This is a genomic window from Microbispora sp. CL1-1 (genome assembly GCF_012034195.1).
In the GTDB taxonomy this organism is placed as follows: domain Bacteria; phylum Actinomycetota; class Actinomycetes; order Streptosporangiales; family Streptosporangiaceae; genus Microbispora.
This window is the reverse complement of record NZ_JAATEK010000048.1, coordinates 15,103-28,652: the sequence shown is the minus strand read 5'-3', so window position 1 is coordinate 28,652 and position 13,550 is coordinate 15,103. Positions and strand designations below refer to the sequence as shown.

Below are 13,550 nucleotides of genomic sequence, written 5' to 3'. Positions count from 1 at the left end.
GCACACCTCAAGACAGGAAGGCGTCTGAAAGGGTGTGCCTGCGTCCTAGGCACGATGTAGATGATGTTTACCTTACTCTGATTCGCGCTAAACGCCTAATCGGGAAAAATCATGCGCATGTCCGCAGGCCCGGCGCGGCGGCCGGCCCCCTGACGGCAGCCGCCCTTCTCCTGACATATGCCCAGGTAGCCGCCGATCCGACCCTCACGGACCATCCTCATCGGGCCGCTCGCCGCCATGCGCCGCATCCGCCTCCGCCCGCCCGTCTCGACCGCCCTCTCGGCCCGGCGGGGGAGGATCCCGTCAGCGGGCCCGGCGCAGCGTGAGGACGGTGATCTCGTCGACCGCGTGGGTGCCGCAGAAGGCCCGGTGGTCCTCCTCGATGGCCTTGACGACCGCGCCAGGGGGCTGCCCGGAGCAGCGGGCGAGCGCCTCGGTGAGCCGCTGCTCGCCGTAGTTGTCCCCGGCCGGGCTCTGCGAGCCCACCAGGCCGTCGCTGTAGAGGACGAGCGTCTCCCCGGCCGAGAGCGTGATCTCCTCCGTCGCGGGCACGGAGCCCTCCTCGAAGCCCAGCGGGACACCGCCGCCCTCGGAGAACCGGACGCCGCCGCCCGGCTGGATCAGCGCCGCGGGATGATGCCCCGCGGAGGCGAGCCGCACCTTTCGGCCCCGTACGAAGCCCGCGGCGGCCATCACGAACATGCCCGTCTTCTGCACGACGAGGGCATCGCTGACCTTGCGCAGGGCCTGCCCCGGGTCGTCCTCCCACACGCTCAGCACGCGCAGGCCGTTGCGGACCATGGCGGTCACGGCGGCCGCCTCCTCGCCGCGCCCTGCCGCGCTGCCGATCACGAAGCCCCACCCGTTCTTGACGGTGAACACGTCGTAGAACTCGCCGCCGATGGCGCGCATGCCGGAGCCGGGATGATAGGCGGCGGCGATCTCGAAGCCGGGGATCTCGGGGAGCGTCCGGGGGAGCACGCCGGTCTGCAGGGTGTCGGCGGCGTGGGCCCGGCGCTGGAACCCCTGCTGGGCCCGCATCGCGAGGCCGAGATGCAGCCCGATCTCCTCCAGCAGACCCAGGTCGGCGAGGCCGAACGGCGGGCGGTCGCGCAGCCGCACCAGCGTGAGCACGCCGCGTGCCTCGCCGTCGGCGCGGATCGGCACGCTGAGCAGCGAGCCCGCGCGCATCGCCTGGAGCACGTCGCCGCCGAGCAGGGAGTCGTCGGTCAGCATCTCGTGGACGACGCCGCTCTGCGTGGTCATCACCTGCTCCACGACCGGCGCGAGCGCGGGCGGAGCCTCCTCGACGGCCCGCTGCAGCCGCCCGACCGGCTGGTCGCTCGGCCCGATGACGACCGTGCGCACCAGGCCGCCGTCCCTGGCGACGTCCGCGATCACCCAGTCGGCCGTCTCCGCCGCGAGCAGGCGGGCCGCCCGCAGCAGGGCGACGGGCTCGCGCAGGCTCTCCTCGTCGAGCAGCAGCGTGGTCAGCCGCGACAGCAGCTCGTGCCGCCTGGCCGCCGCCAGCACGGCCGCGTCGTCGGGCACGCCTCCCTGTACGGCGGGCTCGGGCAGCTGGACCTCGGTGGGCAGCACGACCCCGGCGATCATCTCCTGCGGCTCGCCCGGCATGTGCAGGCGGCTCAGCACCAGCCGTACGGTGTGGGCGCGGCCCTGGTGGGCCAGCCGGGTCAGGAACGAGGCGCTGTCGTCGCCGTGGAGGACGGCGGCGAAACGCTGCCGGAACGCCGCGCGGGCGGTCACGTCGACGAGCAGGGGGAACGCGCGGCCGATCAGATAGCCGGCGGGGCTGCCGAGCAGGCGCGTGGTCTCGTTGTTGATGCGGCGCACCGTGCCGCCCGTGTCCATGATGACCACGGGGATCGGCAGCGCCCGGAACACCTGGCGCAGCAGCTTCTGCTCGCGCTGACCGCCGCCGTCCCTGCGCCTGCGGCTGCGCGCCAGCTCGCTCAGGGCCTTGCGGACCAGTTCCTCGGCGGCGTCCAGCTCTCGTAGCATCGCGCCCGGGTCAGGATCTTCCCGTAGGGTGGCGATGCGGTCGGCGAGCCCGCTCAACGCGCGCTCGAGCTCGGCGGTGTCGGGCAAGCTGCCCCCCTCTCTCGACGTAGACGCTACGCCAAACCCCAGGTCTAATCGATCCAGCCTGGATTAACCCGAAAACTATGGGAATGGTCTTTCTACCATGGAGACGACATCCATTCTCGCGCGTGACCTCGCGGCTTTGGGCCGCGTGACAGAGGGCACGTCGGCCGAGAGCGTTCTGCGTGGCATCACCGAGGCGGTCGCCCGGGGCGTCCCCGGCTGCGCGGGCGGCACCGCCGAGCTGTGGATGGAGGGGCGGGTGCTGCTGGCCGCCTCCCACAGCGAGCTCACCCTGCTCATCGACCGCGAACGCGACCTGCGCGAGGGCCCGTCGCGGGAGGCGCTGTCCACCGGGCGGCCGATGACGATCCCCGACGTCATGCGCGAGACCCGATGGTCCCGCTACGCCGCCACCGCCGTACGGCACGGGGTGCGCTCGGTGCTCGTCGTGCCGATCGCCGTGGAAGGCGCCGTCGTGATCATCGGCCTGTACGGCGTGCGCCCCGGCGTGTTCAGCTCCGGCGGCCCGCTCATGGCCCTGCTGCGCGAGCAGGTCACCGTGGCGCTGGCCAACATCTGGGAGTTCGACGACGTCCTGACCGGCGCGGCGCAGATGCAGGAGGCGCTGGCCGGCCGGTCGGTGATCGACCAGGCCAAGGGCATCATCATGTCGAAGAGCGGCTGCTCGGCCGAGGAGGCGTTCGACGAGCTCAGACGGGTGTCGCAGCACCACCAGGTCAAGGTGGCCGACCTGGCCAGGCTCCTGGTGACCGAGCACCAGCAGAAGCACGGGGGAGCCGCCCCGGACTGAGCGGAGCCGTACGCGCCGGCGGGCACGTGGCGGCCGGCGGGCGGGCTCAGGCGGCGAACGCGGCGAGGGCCTCGTCGAGGGTGTCGAACAGGGGAAGCCGCTCCGACAGGCCGGTCACCCACATCACCTTGGAGTTCGGGTATTGCACGGAGATCAGCGCGAAGTTGCCGCCGGCCGTGGTCGAGCGCTGCCAGTGGTGCACGATCAGGCCCAGCGCGCGCGAGTCCATGAACGTCACGCCGCCCAGGTCGAGCACCATGCCGGGGCCGTGGTCGTCGGCCGCGGCGTCCAGGTAGTCCGAGAACTGCTCACGAGTCGTGGCGTCGAGGACGCCGTTCACATGGATCACCACGATGTCCCCCGCCATGCTGGACGTCAGGGACAGCAGCCCGTTGTCAGACACCTCGCGCCTCCTCTGCGGCAACATTACTGGTGCCGAGGGGGTGGTGATACTCCCGATTTTCCGGCAATATACTGATGCAGAGGTCCAGCAGAGGGCCTCGTCTCGATACTGTAGCGAGGCGTGCCTTCTGCGTGGTCAACCCAGGCGTAGGCGCCCTCGCGAGAAATACGAGGGGACTGCGCAGATGGCTGCCGAGGTCCGTGCAGAGACCGCCAGCAATCCGACCGCCGAAGAGCTCCTGGCCGAACTGGTCATGGACGGTCTGTCCGAGGAGCGGCGGGAACGCCTCCGCGAGAAGATCGTCGAAATGCACCGTCCGATGGCGAGGGACATCGCCCGGCGGTACCTCAACCGCGGCGAGCCCATGGAGGACCTCCTCCAGGCCGCGTACGTCGGCCTCATGAAGGCCATCAACGGCTTCGACCCCACCCTCGGCCACAGCTTCCGCGGGTACGCCATGGTCACCATGACGGGCGAGGTCAAGCGGCACTTCCGCGACCGCACCTGGGCCGTCCGGGTGCCCCGCCTCTACCAGGAGCGCCGGGCCGAGCTCAACCGGCACGTCGCCGACATGACCCAGGAGCTGGGCCGGTTCCCCACCGTCGCCGAGCTCGCCAAGAAGATGGGGCTGTCCGAGGAGGACATGCTCCTCACCATGGACGCCTCCGCGGCGTACAGCACGCTCTCCCTCGACGCGCCGATCGGCGCGGACGACGACGCCGCCGCGCTCGGCGACGTGATCCCCGAAGAGGACGACGCGCTCGACACCCTCGTGGACAGCGAGGCGCTGAAGCCGCTCATCGACCTTCTCCCCGAGCGGGAGAAGAACATCCTCCTGCTGCGCTTCTACGGCAACATGACGCAGGCCGAGATCGCGGCTGAGTTCGGCATATCGCAGATGCACGTCTCACGGATCCTCCGCAAGACCCTCGACCAGCTCCGGGCGGAGCTCGTCGCGGGATGAGAGGATGCGGCGATGGCCGGGACGATGCCCGGGACACCGTCGTGCCACGGCGGCTGTGCCACGGCGGCTGTGCCACGGCGGTGTCCCGGGGTATCTTCGTCCTGCCCATAGCCCAAAGACCCTGAGACGGCCAGATTTCCGGCGGGAGGCGTGTACCGGGTGAAAGATGACGGCGTTCCCGCGCACGTCACCGGAGCGGCCAAGGAGCGTGCCTTCTCCTTAGCCGATCTGCCCGACCTGCGGGAGTTCGCCGCCGCCGAGGCGCTGCGTCGCGGCATGCCGGAGGACGCGATCGGCGACTTCCTGGTCGCGCTCAACGAGGTCGCCACCAACGCGGTCACCCACGGGTCGACGAAGGCGCGGCTGGGCATCCGGAGCGACGGGACCGCCCTGGTGGTCGCCGTGCACGACGACGGCCGGGCCTGGCGTCCAGAGGGCGAGCCCGGCCACGACCCGCCTCCGGAGAACGCGACCAGCGGCATGGGGCTGTGGGTCGCGCGCATGCTGAGCAACGAGCTCCAGGTCACCACCGGTCCCAGGGGAACCACGGTGACGATGCGTTTCCTCCTCGCGTAGGGGTAGGGGACAGCCATGGCTGTCCCACGGATTCTGATCGTCGGCGGCGGATACGTCGGCATGTACACGGCACTGCGCCTGCAGCGCAGGCTCCGCCGCGGCGAGGCGCTCGTGACCGTCGCGGACCTCGACTCCTACATGACCTACCAGCCCTTCCTGCCGGAGGCGGCCGCGGGGAACATCGAGGCGCGGCACGTCGTCGTCCCGCTCAGGCGGGTGCTGAACCGGTGCCAGATCCTCAGCGGCCGGATCACCCAGGTGCGGCTGGGCGACCGCAAGGCGGAGTTCACCCCGCACGAGGGGCCCGACCTCACCATCGACTACGACTATCTCGTCATCGCGCCGGGCTCGATCTCCCGGCTGCTGCCGGTGCCCGGCCTCGCCGAGCACGGCATCGGCTTCAAGACCATCGAAGAGGCCATCGCCCTGCGCAACCACGTGCTCGGCCGCCTCGACATCGCCGCGTCCACGCCGGACCCGGAGGTCCGCCGCAGGGCCCTCACCTTCGTCTTCGTCGGCGGCGGCTACGCCGGCGTGGAGGCGCTGGCCGAGCTGGAGGACATGGCGTCGGACGCGCTCGAATACTTCACCGGGCTGCGCCGCGAGGACATGCGCTGGGTGCTGGTGGAGGCCACCGACCGCATCCTGCCCGAGGTCGGCCCCGACATGGGCAAGTGGACTGCCCTCCAGCTGCGCGAGCGGGGCATCGAGATCCGCATGAACACGCTGCTGAAGTCCGCGGAGGGCGGCCACATCGTGCTGAGCGACGGCGAGGAGTTCGACGCCGACACCCTGGTCTGGACGGCCGGCGTCAAGCCCAACCCGCTGGTCGCCGCGGGCGACCTGCCCCTGGACAAGAGGGGCAGGATCAAGGTCGACGCCTGCCTGCGCGTGCACGGCACCGACTTCGCCTTCGCCGCGGGCGACTCCGCCGCCGTCCCCGACCTGACCCGGCCGGGCGAGTTCTGCCCGCCCAACGCCCAGCACGCCGTACGGCAGGCCAGGACGCTGGCCGGCAACCTCCTCGCGGCGCTGCGGGGGGAGGTCCAGCGGCCCTACCGGCACAAGTACGCCGGGTCGGTGGCGAGCCTGGGGCTCTACAAGGGGGTCGCGCAGATCTACGGCCGGGAGCTTCGCGGCTTCCCCGCCTGGCTGATGCACCGCACCTATCACCTGACGCGGATGCCGACGTTCAACAAGAAGACCCGGATCCTCATGGACTGGACGCTCGGGCTGTTCTTCCCTCGCGAGATCATCTCGCTGGGGGCCATCGAGGAGCCGCGCAAGGAGTTCACGCTGTCCGCCCGCTCGTGAGCGCACTCCGGCGGCCGCCTTTCCGGGGCGTCACACCGGCGCCGAGTCGTGCCTGCGACGAGCGTCACGCTACGTGGCTCGGGGGGCTCGGAGGCGGCTGCAGGCGGCTCGGAGGCGGCTGCGCCGGGCGGCTCCGAGCCCGGGCACCCCCGCCGGGCCGGGGGAACCGGCGGCCCGGCGGGAAACGCGCTGATCACCCCACTTCGGCGGCGGGGGCGTCCTCATCGGTCAGGGCCCCGGCGAACTGCGCCGAATAGAGCCGGTGATAGGCGCCCCGCGCGGCGAGCAGCTCGTCGTGGGTGCCGTGCTCGACGATGCTTCCGGACTCCATCACCAGGATGAGGTCGGCGTCGCGGATGGTGGACAGCCGGTGGGCGATGACGAAGCTGGTCCTGTCGCTGCGCAGCGCGGCCATCGCGTGCTGCACCAGGACCTCGGTGCGGGTGTCGACCGAGCTGGTCGCCTCGTCCAGGATCAGCAGCGACGGGTCGGCGAGGAACGCGCGGGCGATGGTCAGCAGCTGCTTCTCGCCGGCGCTGATGTTGCCGCCCTCCTCGTCGATCACGGTGTCGTACCCGTCGGGGAGGGTGCGGACGAACCGGTCGACGTACGTCGCGCGTGCCGCCGCCTGGATCTCCTCGTCGGTCGCCCGCGGGTTGCCGTAGGCGATGTTGTCGCGGATCGTCCCGCCGAACAGCCAGGTGTCCTGCAGCACCATGCCGATCTGGGAGCGCAGGTCCTCGCGGCGCATCGCCGTGATGTCGACGCCGTCGAGGGTGATGCGGCCCGCGTCCAGCTCGTAGAAGCGCATGATCAGGTTGACCAGCGTGGTCTTCCCCGCGCCGGTCGGGCCGACGATCGCGATCGTGTGCCCGGGCTCGGCAACCAGCGACAGGTCCTCGATGAGGGGCTGCTCGGGGTCGTACCTGAAGGACACGTGCTCGAACTCCACGCGCCCCCGCCGGGTCGCGGGCAGCGCCGGCTCGGCCGGGTCGGGCTCCTGCTCCTCGGCGTCCAGCAGCTCGAAGACCCGCTCGGCGGAGGCCACCCCCGACTGCAGCAGGTTGGCCATCGAGGCGACCTGGGTCAGCGGCTGGGTGAACTGCCGGGAGTACTGGATGAACGCCTGCACGTCGCCCAGGCTCATCGAGCCGTTCGCCACCCGTACGGCGCCGACGACCGCGATGGCGACGTAGTTGAGGTTCCCGATGAACATCATCGCCGGCATGATGATCCCGGAGATGAACTGGGCGCCGAAGCTCGCCTTGTAGAGGGCCTCGTTGCGCTCCCGGAACACCTGCTCCACCTCCGGGCCCCGCCCGAAGACCTTCACCAGCTCGTGACCGGTGAACGCCTCCTCGATGTGGGCGTTCAGCGTGCCCGTGTGGGCCCACTGGGCGACGAACTGCTTCTGCGACCGCTTGGCGATCCGCCCCGTGACGATCATCGTGACCGGGATCGTCACCAGCGCGATCACCGCGAGCAGCGGCGAGATCACGAACATCATGACCACCACGCCGATCACGGTGAGCAGCGAGCTCAGCAGCTGGCTCAGCGTCTGCTGCAGGGTCTGCGACACGTTGTCGATGTCGTTGGTGACCCGGCTGAGCAGCTCGCCGCGCGGCTGGCCGTCGAAGAACTTCAGCGGCAGCCGGTGCAGTTTGTCCTCGACGTCGGCCCTGAGGCGGAACACCGTGCGCTGCGTCACGTCGTTGAGCAGCCGGCCCTGCAGCCACATGAACAGCGACGCCGCGACGTACAGCACCAGCACCCACGCCAGGACCGTGCCCAGCGCGCCGAAGTCGATGCCCTGACCGGGAACGACGTCCATCCCCGCCAGCATGTCGGCGAAGTCGCCGTGACCCGAGGCGCGCAGGCCCTCCACGGCCTGCTCCTTGGTCGTCCCGGCGGGCAGCCGTCCGCCGATCACACCGCTGAAGATCACGTCGGTCGCGCGGCCGAGCAGCTTCGGCCCGATGACGGAGAACACCACGCTGATCACGGCGAGGGCGATCACGGCCACGAGCCTCGGCCGTTCGGGGCTCAACCGGCGCAGCAGCCGCCGCACGGAGGGGCCGAAGTTCATCGACTTCTCCGCCGGCATCTGCCCGCCGCCGAAGGGCCCGAAGCCGCCACCCCCGGGCCGGGGTCGTACGGGTGCCGTGGGCCGGTTGCTCATACCGCACTCCCCGCGGTCAGTTGGGACTCGACGATCTCGACGTACGTCGGGCAGGTGCCGAGCAGTTCGTCATGGGTGCCGATGCCGGCGACGACACCGTCGTCCAGCACGACGATCTGGTCGGCGTCGGCGATGGTGGAGACCCGCTGGGCGACGATCACCACGGCGGCGCCGGCCGTGTGGGGGCGCAGCGCGGCGCGCAGCCGGGCGTCGGTGGCCAGGTCGAGCGCCGAGAACGAGTCGTCGAACAGGTAGATCTCCGGCTTGGCGACCAGCGCGCGGGCGATGGACAGGCGCTGGCGCTGCCCCCCCGACACGTTCGTGCCGCCCTGGGAGATCGGGGCCTGCAGGCCCTCGGGCATCGCCTCGACGAAGTCGCGGGCCTGGGCCACCTCCAGCGCCTCCCACAGCTCCTCGTCGGTCGCGTCCGGGTTGCCGTACCGCAGGTTGCTCGCGATGGTTCCGGAGAACAGGTACGGCTTCTGCGGCACCAGGCCGATGCGCGTCCAGAGCATCTGGGGATCGAGGTCGCGTACGTCGACGCCGTCGATCAGCACGGCGCCGGACGTCGCGTCGAACAGCCGGGGCACCAGCGAGACCAGCGTCGTCTTCCCCGAACCGGTGCTGCCGATGATGGCCGTGGTCTGTCCCGCGGTCACGCGGAAGGAAATGCCGGACAACACCGGCGCCTCCGCACCCGGGTAGCGGAACTCGACGTCGCGCAGCTCCAGCTCGCCCCGGCGGTCCACGTGGCGTACGGGGTTATCGGACGGGCGCACGGACGACTCGGTGTCCAGCACCTCCGTGATGCGCTCCGCGCAGACCGCGGCGCGCGGGATCATGATCGAGATGAAGGTGGCCATCATCATCGACATAAGGATCTGCATCAGATACATGAGGAACGCGGTGAGGGCGCCCACCTGCATCTCGCCGCTGTCCACCCGGGCGGCGCCGAACCACAGCACGGCGACGCTGGAGGCGTTCAGGATCAGCATCACGGTGGGGAAGATGAGCGCGGTCAGCCGCCCGACGCGCAGCGCCGTGCCGGTCAGCTCGTCGTTGGCCGTGGCGAACCGGCGGGTCTCCTCACGCTCCCGCACGAACGCCCGCACCACCCGGATGCCGGAAAGCTGCTCGCGCAGCACCTGGTTCACCACGTCGATGCGGGTCTGCATGGCGCGGAACTGCGGGACCATGCGGAAGACGATCAGCCCGATCGAGACCAGCAGCACCGGGACGCAGACCAGCATGAGCCACGACAGCCCGACGTCCTGACGCAGGGCCATGATGATGCCGCCGACCCCCATGATGGGCGCGGCGACCAGCATCGTGCAGGTCATCACCACGAGCATCTGGATCTGCTGCACGTCGTTGGTGTTGCGGGTGATCAACGAGGGAGCCCCGAACTGGGCGACCTCCCGCTGGGAGAAGCCGCTCACGCGGTGGAAGACCGCCGACCGGACATCCCGGCCGAACCCCGCCGCGACCCGGGCGCCGTAGTAGACCGCCGCGATCGAGCAGGCGATCTGCACGAGGGACACGGTCAGCATCCAGCCGCCGGTGGCCAGGATGTAGCCGGTGTCGCCCGTGGCCACCCCCTGGTCGATGATGTCGGCGTTCAGGCTCGGCAGGTAGAGGGAGGCGATGGTGCCGACGAGCTGGAACAGCACCACCGCCGCGAGCGCGGGGGAGTAGGGCCGCAGGAACGTGCGGAGCAGACGGCTCAGCACGGCGGTGGTCCAGGGAAGCGTCGCGGGGAGGGGAAAATCATGCCGAACACGCTATATGAGCAGCTAACTCACTCACTCGTGGTTTTCGGCACGAGCGAACGGCGTTCGCTGGTCGTGGACGGAATCGAGGACGTCCAGGGGGCGTCAGGGGGCGTCGGGCACGCGGCCGATCGTGCGGGTCGGCCTTTTCCCACGTGCCGGGCTCAGGGGTCAATGGGGCGTACTTCTCGCGGGTTTCTCGTGACACACAGCGATGAGGTCTCGCGGGTGGGCACCCGCGAGACCCTCAGCGCGTTTTCGGCGTTGTGCTGTCGGCGTTGTGCTGTCGGCGTTGTGCTGTCGGCGTGGTGCTTTCGGCGTGGTGCGGGGAGACGTCGCGGGGTCAGCGGCGGACGCGTCCACCGCGCCAGCCGCCACGCCAGGAGTTCACCCCGGCGGTGCCGACGCCGGCCTGGTGCAGGGCCAGCAGGCACAGGCCGAGGGCGAGCAGCGCGGTCAGGCCGATGCCGATGCTCGCGTTGAGTAGATCGAGGAGAAAGGCGATCCCGAAGACGACCGCCGCGGCGATGGCGAGCATTGTTACCTCACTTCCGGTTCAGATGGGCAAGTAACGTGTGGTACTCGTGCAGGGCCAGGCGCAGCGCCTCGGTGTCGCCCCGCTCGTCGTCCTTCCACTGGTCGAGCAGCTCCTGACGGCGGCTGGTGAGGGCCGACAGGGCCTCCTCCACCAGCGCGTCCGCCTGCTCGACCGAGTGACGGGGATCGTCGACGAAGCCCGTCTTGATCTCCCGCCACCGGCTGTCGAACGCCTCGTCGTCTCCGGGGGCGGCGGCGGTGGTGGTGGGGTAGGCCACCGGACCGTCCACCATGGCGCCGGTGGTCGTGCCGGTGATGGCGTTGCCGTCCGTGCCGGGGTCGAGGTCCGTGGCGGCGTCGTGGGTGCCGTACGCGCCGGTCGCGACGTCGCCGGATGCCTCGGCGAGGGATCCGGCGTGGTCGCCCGCGACGAGGGGGTCGTCCTCCGCCGTGTGCCCGCCGCCGGTCTTGGGCGACGTGAGGACGTCGTCGCCCGCCTGGCCGTACGGCTCGTCGTCCGCGTCATCGCGGGTCTCCGGGGCATCGGAGTACGCGCGGTCGCCGGCGTCGGGAACCGTGCCGTCCGCGTGCGCAGTGCCATCCGCGTACGCGGCGCCGTCCGTGTCCGCCGCGCCGTCCGTGTGCACGGTGCCGTTCGAGTGCGCTGTGCCGTCCGTCTCCGCAGTGCCGTCCGTGTCCGCCGTGCCCTTCGTCTGCGCTGTGCCGTCCGTGTGGTCGGGGGCGTACGCGGCGCCGGGGGAGTAGACCGGGCCGGGGCCCTCGTGCTCGTCGCGTCCGGCGTCCGCGACGGCCTGCTCCCTGCGCGCCTCCTCCTCAAGGGGTTCGGGCGTCTCGGGAGTCGGTCGCTCGGTGATGTCGTCGCGCTCGTCGTGCCTGTTCGTCCGCATGGTCATCGCTGCGCCTTCCGTACGTCCGCGTGGTGGCCGTTCGTCGAAGTGCCGTCGTAGCCGTCGGTGGCGTACGTGGCGTCGTCGGTGTGGTCGTGCCGGGGAGCGTCGGCGCCGTCGCCGAGAAGCTCCTGGAACAGCGCGCGATAGTGGACCATCGCCTGGCGGAGCTCCTCGGTGGTGGCCTCCTGCCGGGCGGCGCGGCTGCTGACGTCGTGGGCCTTGCGGTAGTGGTCGAGCGTGGTGGCGTGGGCCACCGACAGGTCGCTCAGACGCTGCTCGAACTCGTCCGTGGGATAGCCGCGCTCGGCCATCACCGCGGTGACCAGCGCGTCCGCCTCGGTCACGGCGAAGCCGGGAGCGTCCACGAACCGCTCCTGCACCTCGGCCCACTTCCTCGCGTACTGTTCCCGGGTCTGCGGGTCGAGCGGGCGGATGTCCAGCGTGGCGTGGCGCTCCTCGCGGGCGAGCAGTTCCTGCTCGGCCTCTTTACGGCTGTCGCTCTCCCGCACCGCCCGTTCGTACTCGGGCCCGAAACGGTCCTGCAGGTGGCGCCGGCGGTTGCGGGCCGACACCAAGTAACCGACTGCAAGGATCACCAGCACGGCGACGATCACGACGGCCACCCATGCTACGGCGGTCATTTCTGCCTCCAGGGGTGATTGCGTTGTTCACCCGCACTGCCCTGGAATGCGGCCTTCACGCCTCGCGTAATCGCGAATTCTGGGGGTAAAGGGGCGTTCTACCAGCAGAGGAGGTAGCCATGGGCTTCGGGGCCAGTCTCGCCTTCATCGCGGTCGGCGCGGTTCTCGCGTTCGCCGTCAAATGGGACGTTCCTGGAATCGACCTGCAAATGATCGGCTGGATTCTCATGACCGTGGGGGTCGTCGGCATGGTGCTGACCGGCCGTTACACCCGCCGTCCGCGGACGGAGGAGACGGTGGAGACCATCGAGCCGGACACGATGTACACCGTGGACCCGGCGGCCGAGCCGCACGTCCACGTCCAGGAGACCCAGCCGCACACCGCCGTCCACCCGGGCGAGCGCCATGTGCACGTACGCGAGGAAACCACGCACCTGCCCCGCGACGGCGCGTGAGCCGTACGGGTCAGGACGTGGTGCCCGCCGCGTCCGTGGCTTCGCGGGCCTCGGCGAGGACCCGGGCGATGTGCGAGTCGTCCCCGGCGGGCACCTCGTGGAAGCCCATCTCCGGGTCATAGGCGATGTCGAGCCTGTTGTCGACCAGCCGGTTCGCCCACCGCAAGGCGGTGTTGAGCCTTTCCTTCGGGACTCGGCGCCCCTGGGCCGCGGCGGAGAGGTTCCGCAGATTGGTGGCGGGGCCGCTCTGGCTGTGCTCGCGCCGGAGCTTCCACGGCAGGGCACGGCTGTGGTCCGTCATCGGCTTGGACAGGCCGGCGGCCCGCTTCGCCTGGAGGACGCCCGACTCCGTGACACCGAAGTGCTCGGCCAGACGGGCGTTGGTCCACCCTTCGGCCGCCAGCCGGACGAGTTCTTCCTGGTCGATGCGCGCCTTCCGCCCCATGATCGCCAGCCTAGGCCCACCGGCGCGGTTCGTGTACGCACGAGGGCGGAATCTGCGCTAAGGTTTGGGTGTGCCCAGGGAGACCAGGGCAACGGGACGTAGCGCAGTTTGGCAGCGCACTTGACTGGGGGTCAAGGGGTCGTGGGTTCAAATCCCGCCGTCCCGACACTGTTCTAGCAGGTCAGAGCCACAGTTCCCAAGATCGGGGATTGTGGCTTTTCTGTTGTGTCACCCAGGTGTCATCAAGAGTCGCCCTCCCGGACCGTGCCGCCCGGTGACAGATGTCTGTCCAGCGTGTCACCGCATTCGCCGGTCCTCTGGCCGGGGGAGCGCCTCGTGTTCAAACGGACTGGGAGATCTACACCGTAAAGGACCCTGCTTCTGAGCGGTAGGAACTTGATCGACAACGCATCCGCAGCGGGAAGCCATCGCAGACGCC

General features: G+C 70.3%; 13 protein-coding genes and 1 tRNA gene. 6 read left to right on the top strand and 8 right to left on the bottom strand.

Annotation, left to right across the window (positions count from 1 at the left end):
* Positions 1–303: 303 nt before the first annotated feature.
* Positions 304–2,109 carry a SpoIIE family protein phosphatase gene (locus HCK04_RS34950; RefSeq protein WP_240972106.1) on the bottom strand — a complete coding sequence of 602 codons (1,806 nt, stop codon included), beginning with the start codon at positions 2,107–2,109 and terminating at the stop codon, positions 304–306.
* A gap of 97 nt (positions 2,110–2,206) precedes the next feature.
* Here HCK04_RS34950 and HCK04_RS34945 point away from each other — a divergent pair, with 97 nt between their 5' ends.
* On the top strand, positions 2,207–2,917 hold the full coding sequence (locus HCK04_RS34945; RefSeq protein ID WP_142651629.1) for a GAF and ANTAR domain-containing protein: 711 nt from the start codon (positions 2,207–2,209) through the stop codon (positions 2,915–2,917).
* A 46-nt stretch (positions 2,918–2,963) separates the two neighbouring features.
* Here the strand turns inward: HCK04_RS34945 and HCK04_RS34940 are convergent, their stop codons facing one another.
* A complete protein-coding gene (locus tag HCK04_RS34940) occupies positions 2,964–3,320 on the bottom strand; it encodes an STAS domain-containing protein (RefSeq protein WP_260617518.1) in 357 nt (118 codons plus the stop codon).
* A gap of 184 nt (positions 3,321–3,504) precedes the next feature.
* Between HCK04_RS34940 and HCK04_RS34935 the strand changes: the two genes are divergently transcribed.
* The 3 genes from HCK04_RS34935 (at position 3,505) to HCK04_RS34925 (ending at position 6,174) form a co-directional block, all read left to right on the top strand.
* On the top strand, positions 3,505–4,284 hold the full coding sequence (locus HCK04_RS34935; RefSeq protein ID WP_142651627.1) for a SigB/SigF/SigG family RNA polymerase sigma factor: 780 nt from the start codon (positions 3,505–3,507) through the stop codon (positions 4,282–4,284).
* A 159-nt stretch (positions 4,285–4,443) separates the two neighbouring features.
* Positions 4,444–4,860 carry an ATP-binding protein gene (locus HCK04_RS34930; protein WP_168066521.1) on the top strand — a complete coding sequence of 139 codons (417 nt, stop codon included), beginning with the start codon at positions 4,444–4,446 and terminating at the stop codon, positions 4,858–4,860.
* 15 nt (positions 4,861–4,875) lie between these two features.
* The gene (locus tag HCK04_RS34925; protein ID WP_142651625.1) at positions 4,876–6,174 is read left to right on the top strand and encodes an NAD(P)/FAD-dependent oxidoreductase; all 1,299 of its coding nucleotides are present in this window, start codon (positions 4,876–4,878) and stop codon (positions 6,172–6,174) included.
* A 193-nt stretch (positions 6,175–6,367) separates the two neighbouring features.
* Here the strand turns inward: HCK04_RS34925 and HCK04_RS34920 are convergent, their stop codons facing one another.
* The 5 genes from HCK04_RS34920 to HCK04_RS34900 all read right to left on the bottom strand — a co-directional run bounded on the left by HCK04_RS34920 (position 6,368) and on the right by HCK04_RS34900 (position 12,211).
* On the bottom strand, positions 6,368–8,353 hold the full coding sequence (locus tag HCK04_RS34920) for an ABC transporter ATP-binding protein (protein WP_142651624.1): 1,986 nt from the start codon (positions 8,351–8,353) through the stop codon (positions 6,368–6,370).
* Positions 8,350–10,083 (bottom strand): ABC transporter ATP-binding protein, encoded by a 1,734-nt coding sequence (locus tag HCK04_RS34915; protein WP_142651623.1) that lies wholly within the window; start codon positions 10,081–10,083, stop codon positions 8,350–8,352. Before HCK04_RS34915 ends, HCK04_RS34920 begins: the two co-directional genes overlap by 4 nt.
* 382 nt (positions 10,084–10,465) lie before the next feature.
* Positions 10,466–10,660 (bottom strand): hypothetical protein, encoded by a 195-nt coding sequence (locus HCK04_RS34910; RefSeq protein WP_142651622.1) that lies wholly within the window; start codon positions 10,658–10,660, stop codon positions 10,466–10,468.
* 7 nt (positions 10,661–10,667) lie between these two features.
* Complete coding sequence (locus HCK04_RS34905) at positions 10,668–11,573, bottom strand: hypothetical protein (protein WP_142651621.1); 906 nt, start codon at positions 11,571–11,573, stop codon at positions 10,668–10,670.
* The gene (locus HCK04_RS34900; protein ID WP_240972105.1) at positions 11,570–12,211 is read right to left on the bottom strand and encodes a hypothetical protein; all 642 of its coding nucleotides are present in this window, start codon (positions 12,209–12,211) and stop codon (positions 11,570–11,572) included. The genes HCK04_RS34905 and HCK04_RS34900 overlap by 4 nt, the downstream gene beginning before the upstream one ends.
* A gap of 119 nt (positions 12,212–12,330) precedes the next feature.
* Here HCK04_RS34900 and HCK04_RS34895 point away from each other — a divergent pair, with 119 nt between their 5' ends.
* Entirely contained in the window at positions 12,331–12,666 is a 336-nt protein-coding gene (locus HCK04_RS34895; RefSeq protein WP_142651620.1) for a DUF6458 family protein, read from the top strand.
* Positions 12,667–12,676: 10 nt separating this feature from the next.
* Here HCK04_RS34895 and HCK04_RS34890 read toward each other — a convergent pair whose 3' ends face one another.
* Entirely contained in the window at positions 12,677–13,111 is a 435-nt protein-coding gene (locus HCK04_RS34890) for a hypothetical protein (protein ID WP_142651619.1), read from the bottom strand.
* Between the two features lie 92 nt (positions 13,112–13,203).
* Here HCK04_RS34890 and HCK04_RS34885 point away from each other — a divergent pair.
* A tRNA-Pro gene (locus HCK04_RS34885) sits at positions 13,204–13,277 on the top strand.
* Positions 13,278–13,550 lie beyond the last annotated feature (273 nt).

Excerpts from the sequence above, each read along its gene's own strand:
- HCK04_RS34895 (WP_142651620.1), top strand. The coding sequence starts at position 12,331 with ATGGGCTTCGGGGCCAGTCTCGCCTTCATCGCGGTCGGCGCGGTTCTC.
- HCK04_RS34890 (WP_142651619.1), bottom strand. The coding sequence starts at position 13,111 with ATGGGGCGGAAGGCGCGCATCGACCAGGAAGAACTCGTCCGGCTGGCG.
- HCK04_RS34905 (WP_142651621.1), bottom strand. The coding sequence starts at position 11,573 with ATGACCATGCGGACGAACAGGCACGACGAGCGCGACGACATCACCGAG.
- HCK04_RS34945 (WP_142651629.1), top strand. The coding sequence starts at position 2,207 with ATGGAGACGACATCCATTCTCGCGCGTGACCTCGCGGCTTTGGGCCGC.
- HCK04_RS34925 (WP_142651625.1), top strand. The coding sequence starts at position 4,876 with ATGGCTGTCCCACGGATTCTGATCGTCGGCGGCGGATACGTCGGCATG.
- HCK04_RS34910 (WP_142651622.1), bottom strand. The coding sequence starts at position 10,660 with ATGCTCGCCATCGCCGCGGCGGTCGTCTTCGGGATCGCCTTTCTCCTC.
- HCK04_RS34900 (WP_240972105.1), bottom strand. The coding sequence starts at position 12,211 with ATGACCGCCGTAGCATGGGTGGCCGTCGTGATCGTCGCCGTGCTGGTG.
- HCK04_RS34920 (WP_142651624.1), bottom strand. The coding sequence starts at position 8,353 with ATGAGCAACCGGCCCACGGCACCCGTACGACCCCGGCCCGGGGGTGGC.
- HCK04_RS34935 (WP_142651627.1), top strand. The coding sequence starts at position 3,505 with ATGGCTGCCGAGGTCCGTGCAGAGACCGCCAGCAATCCGACCGCCGAA.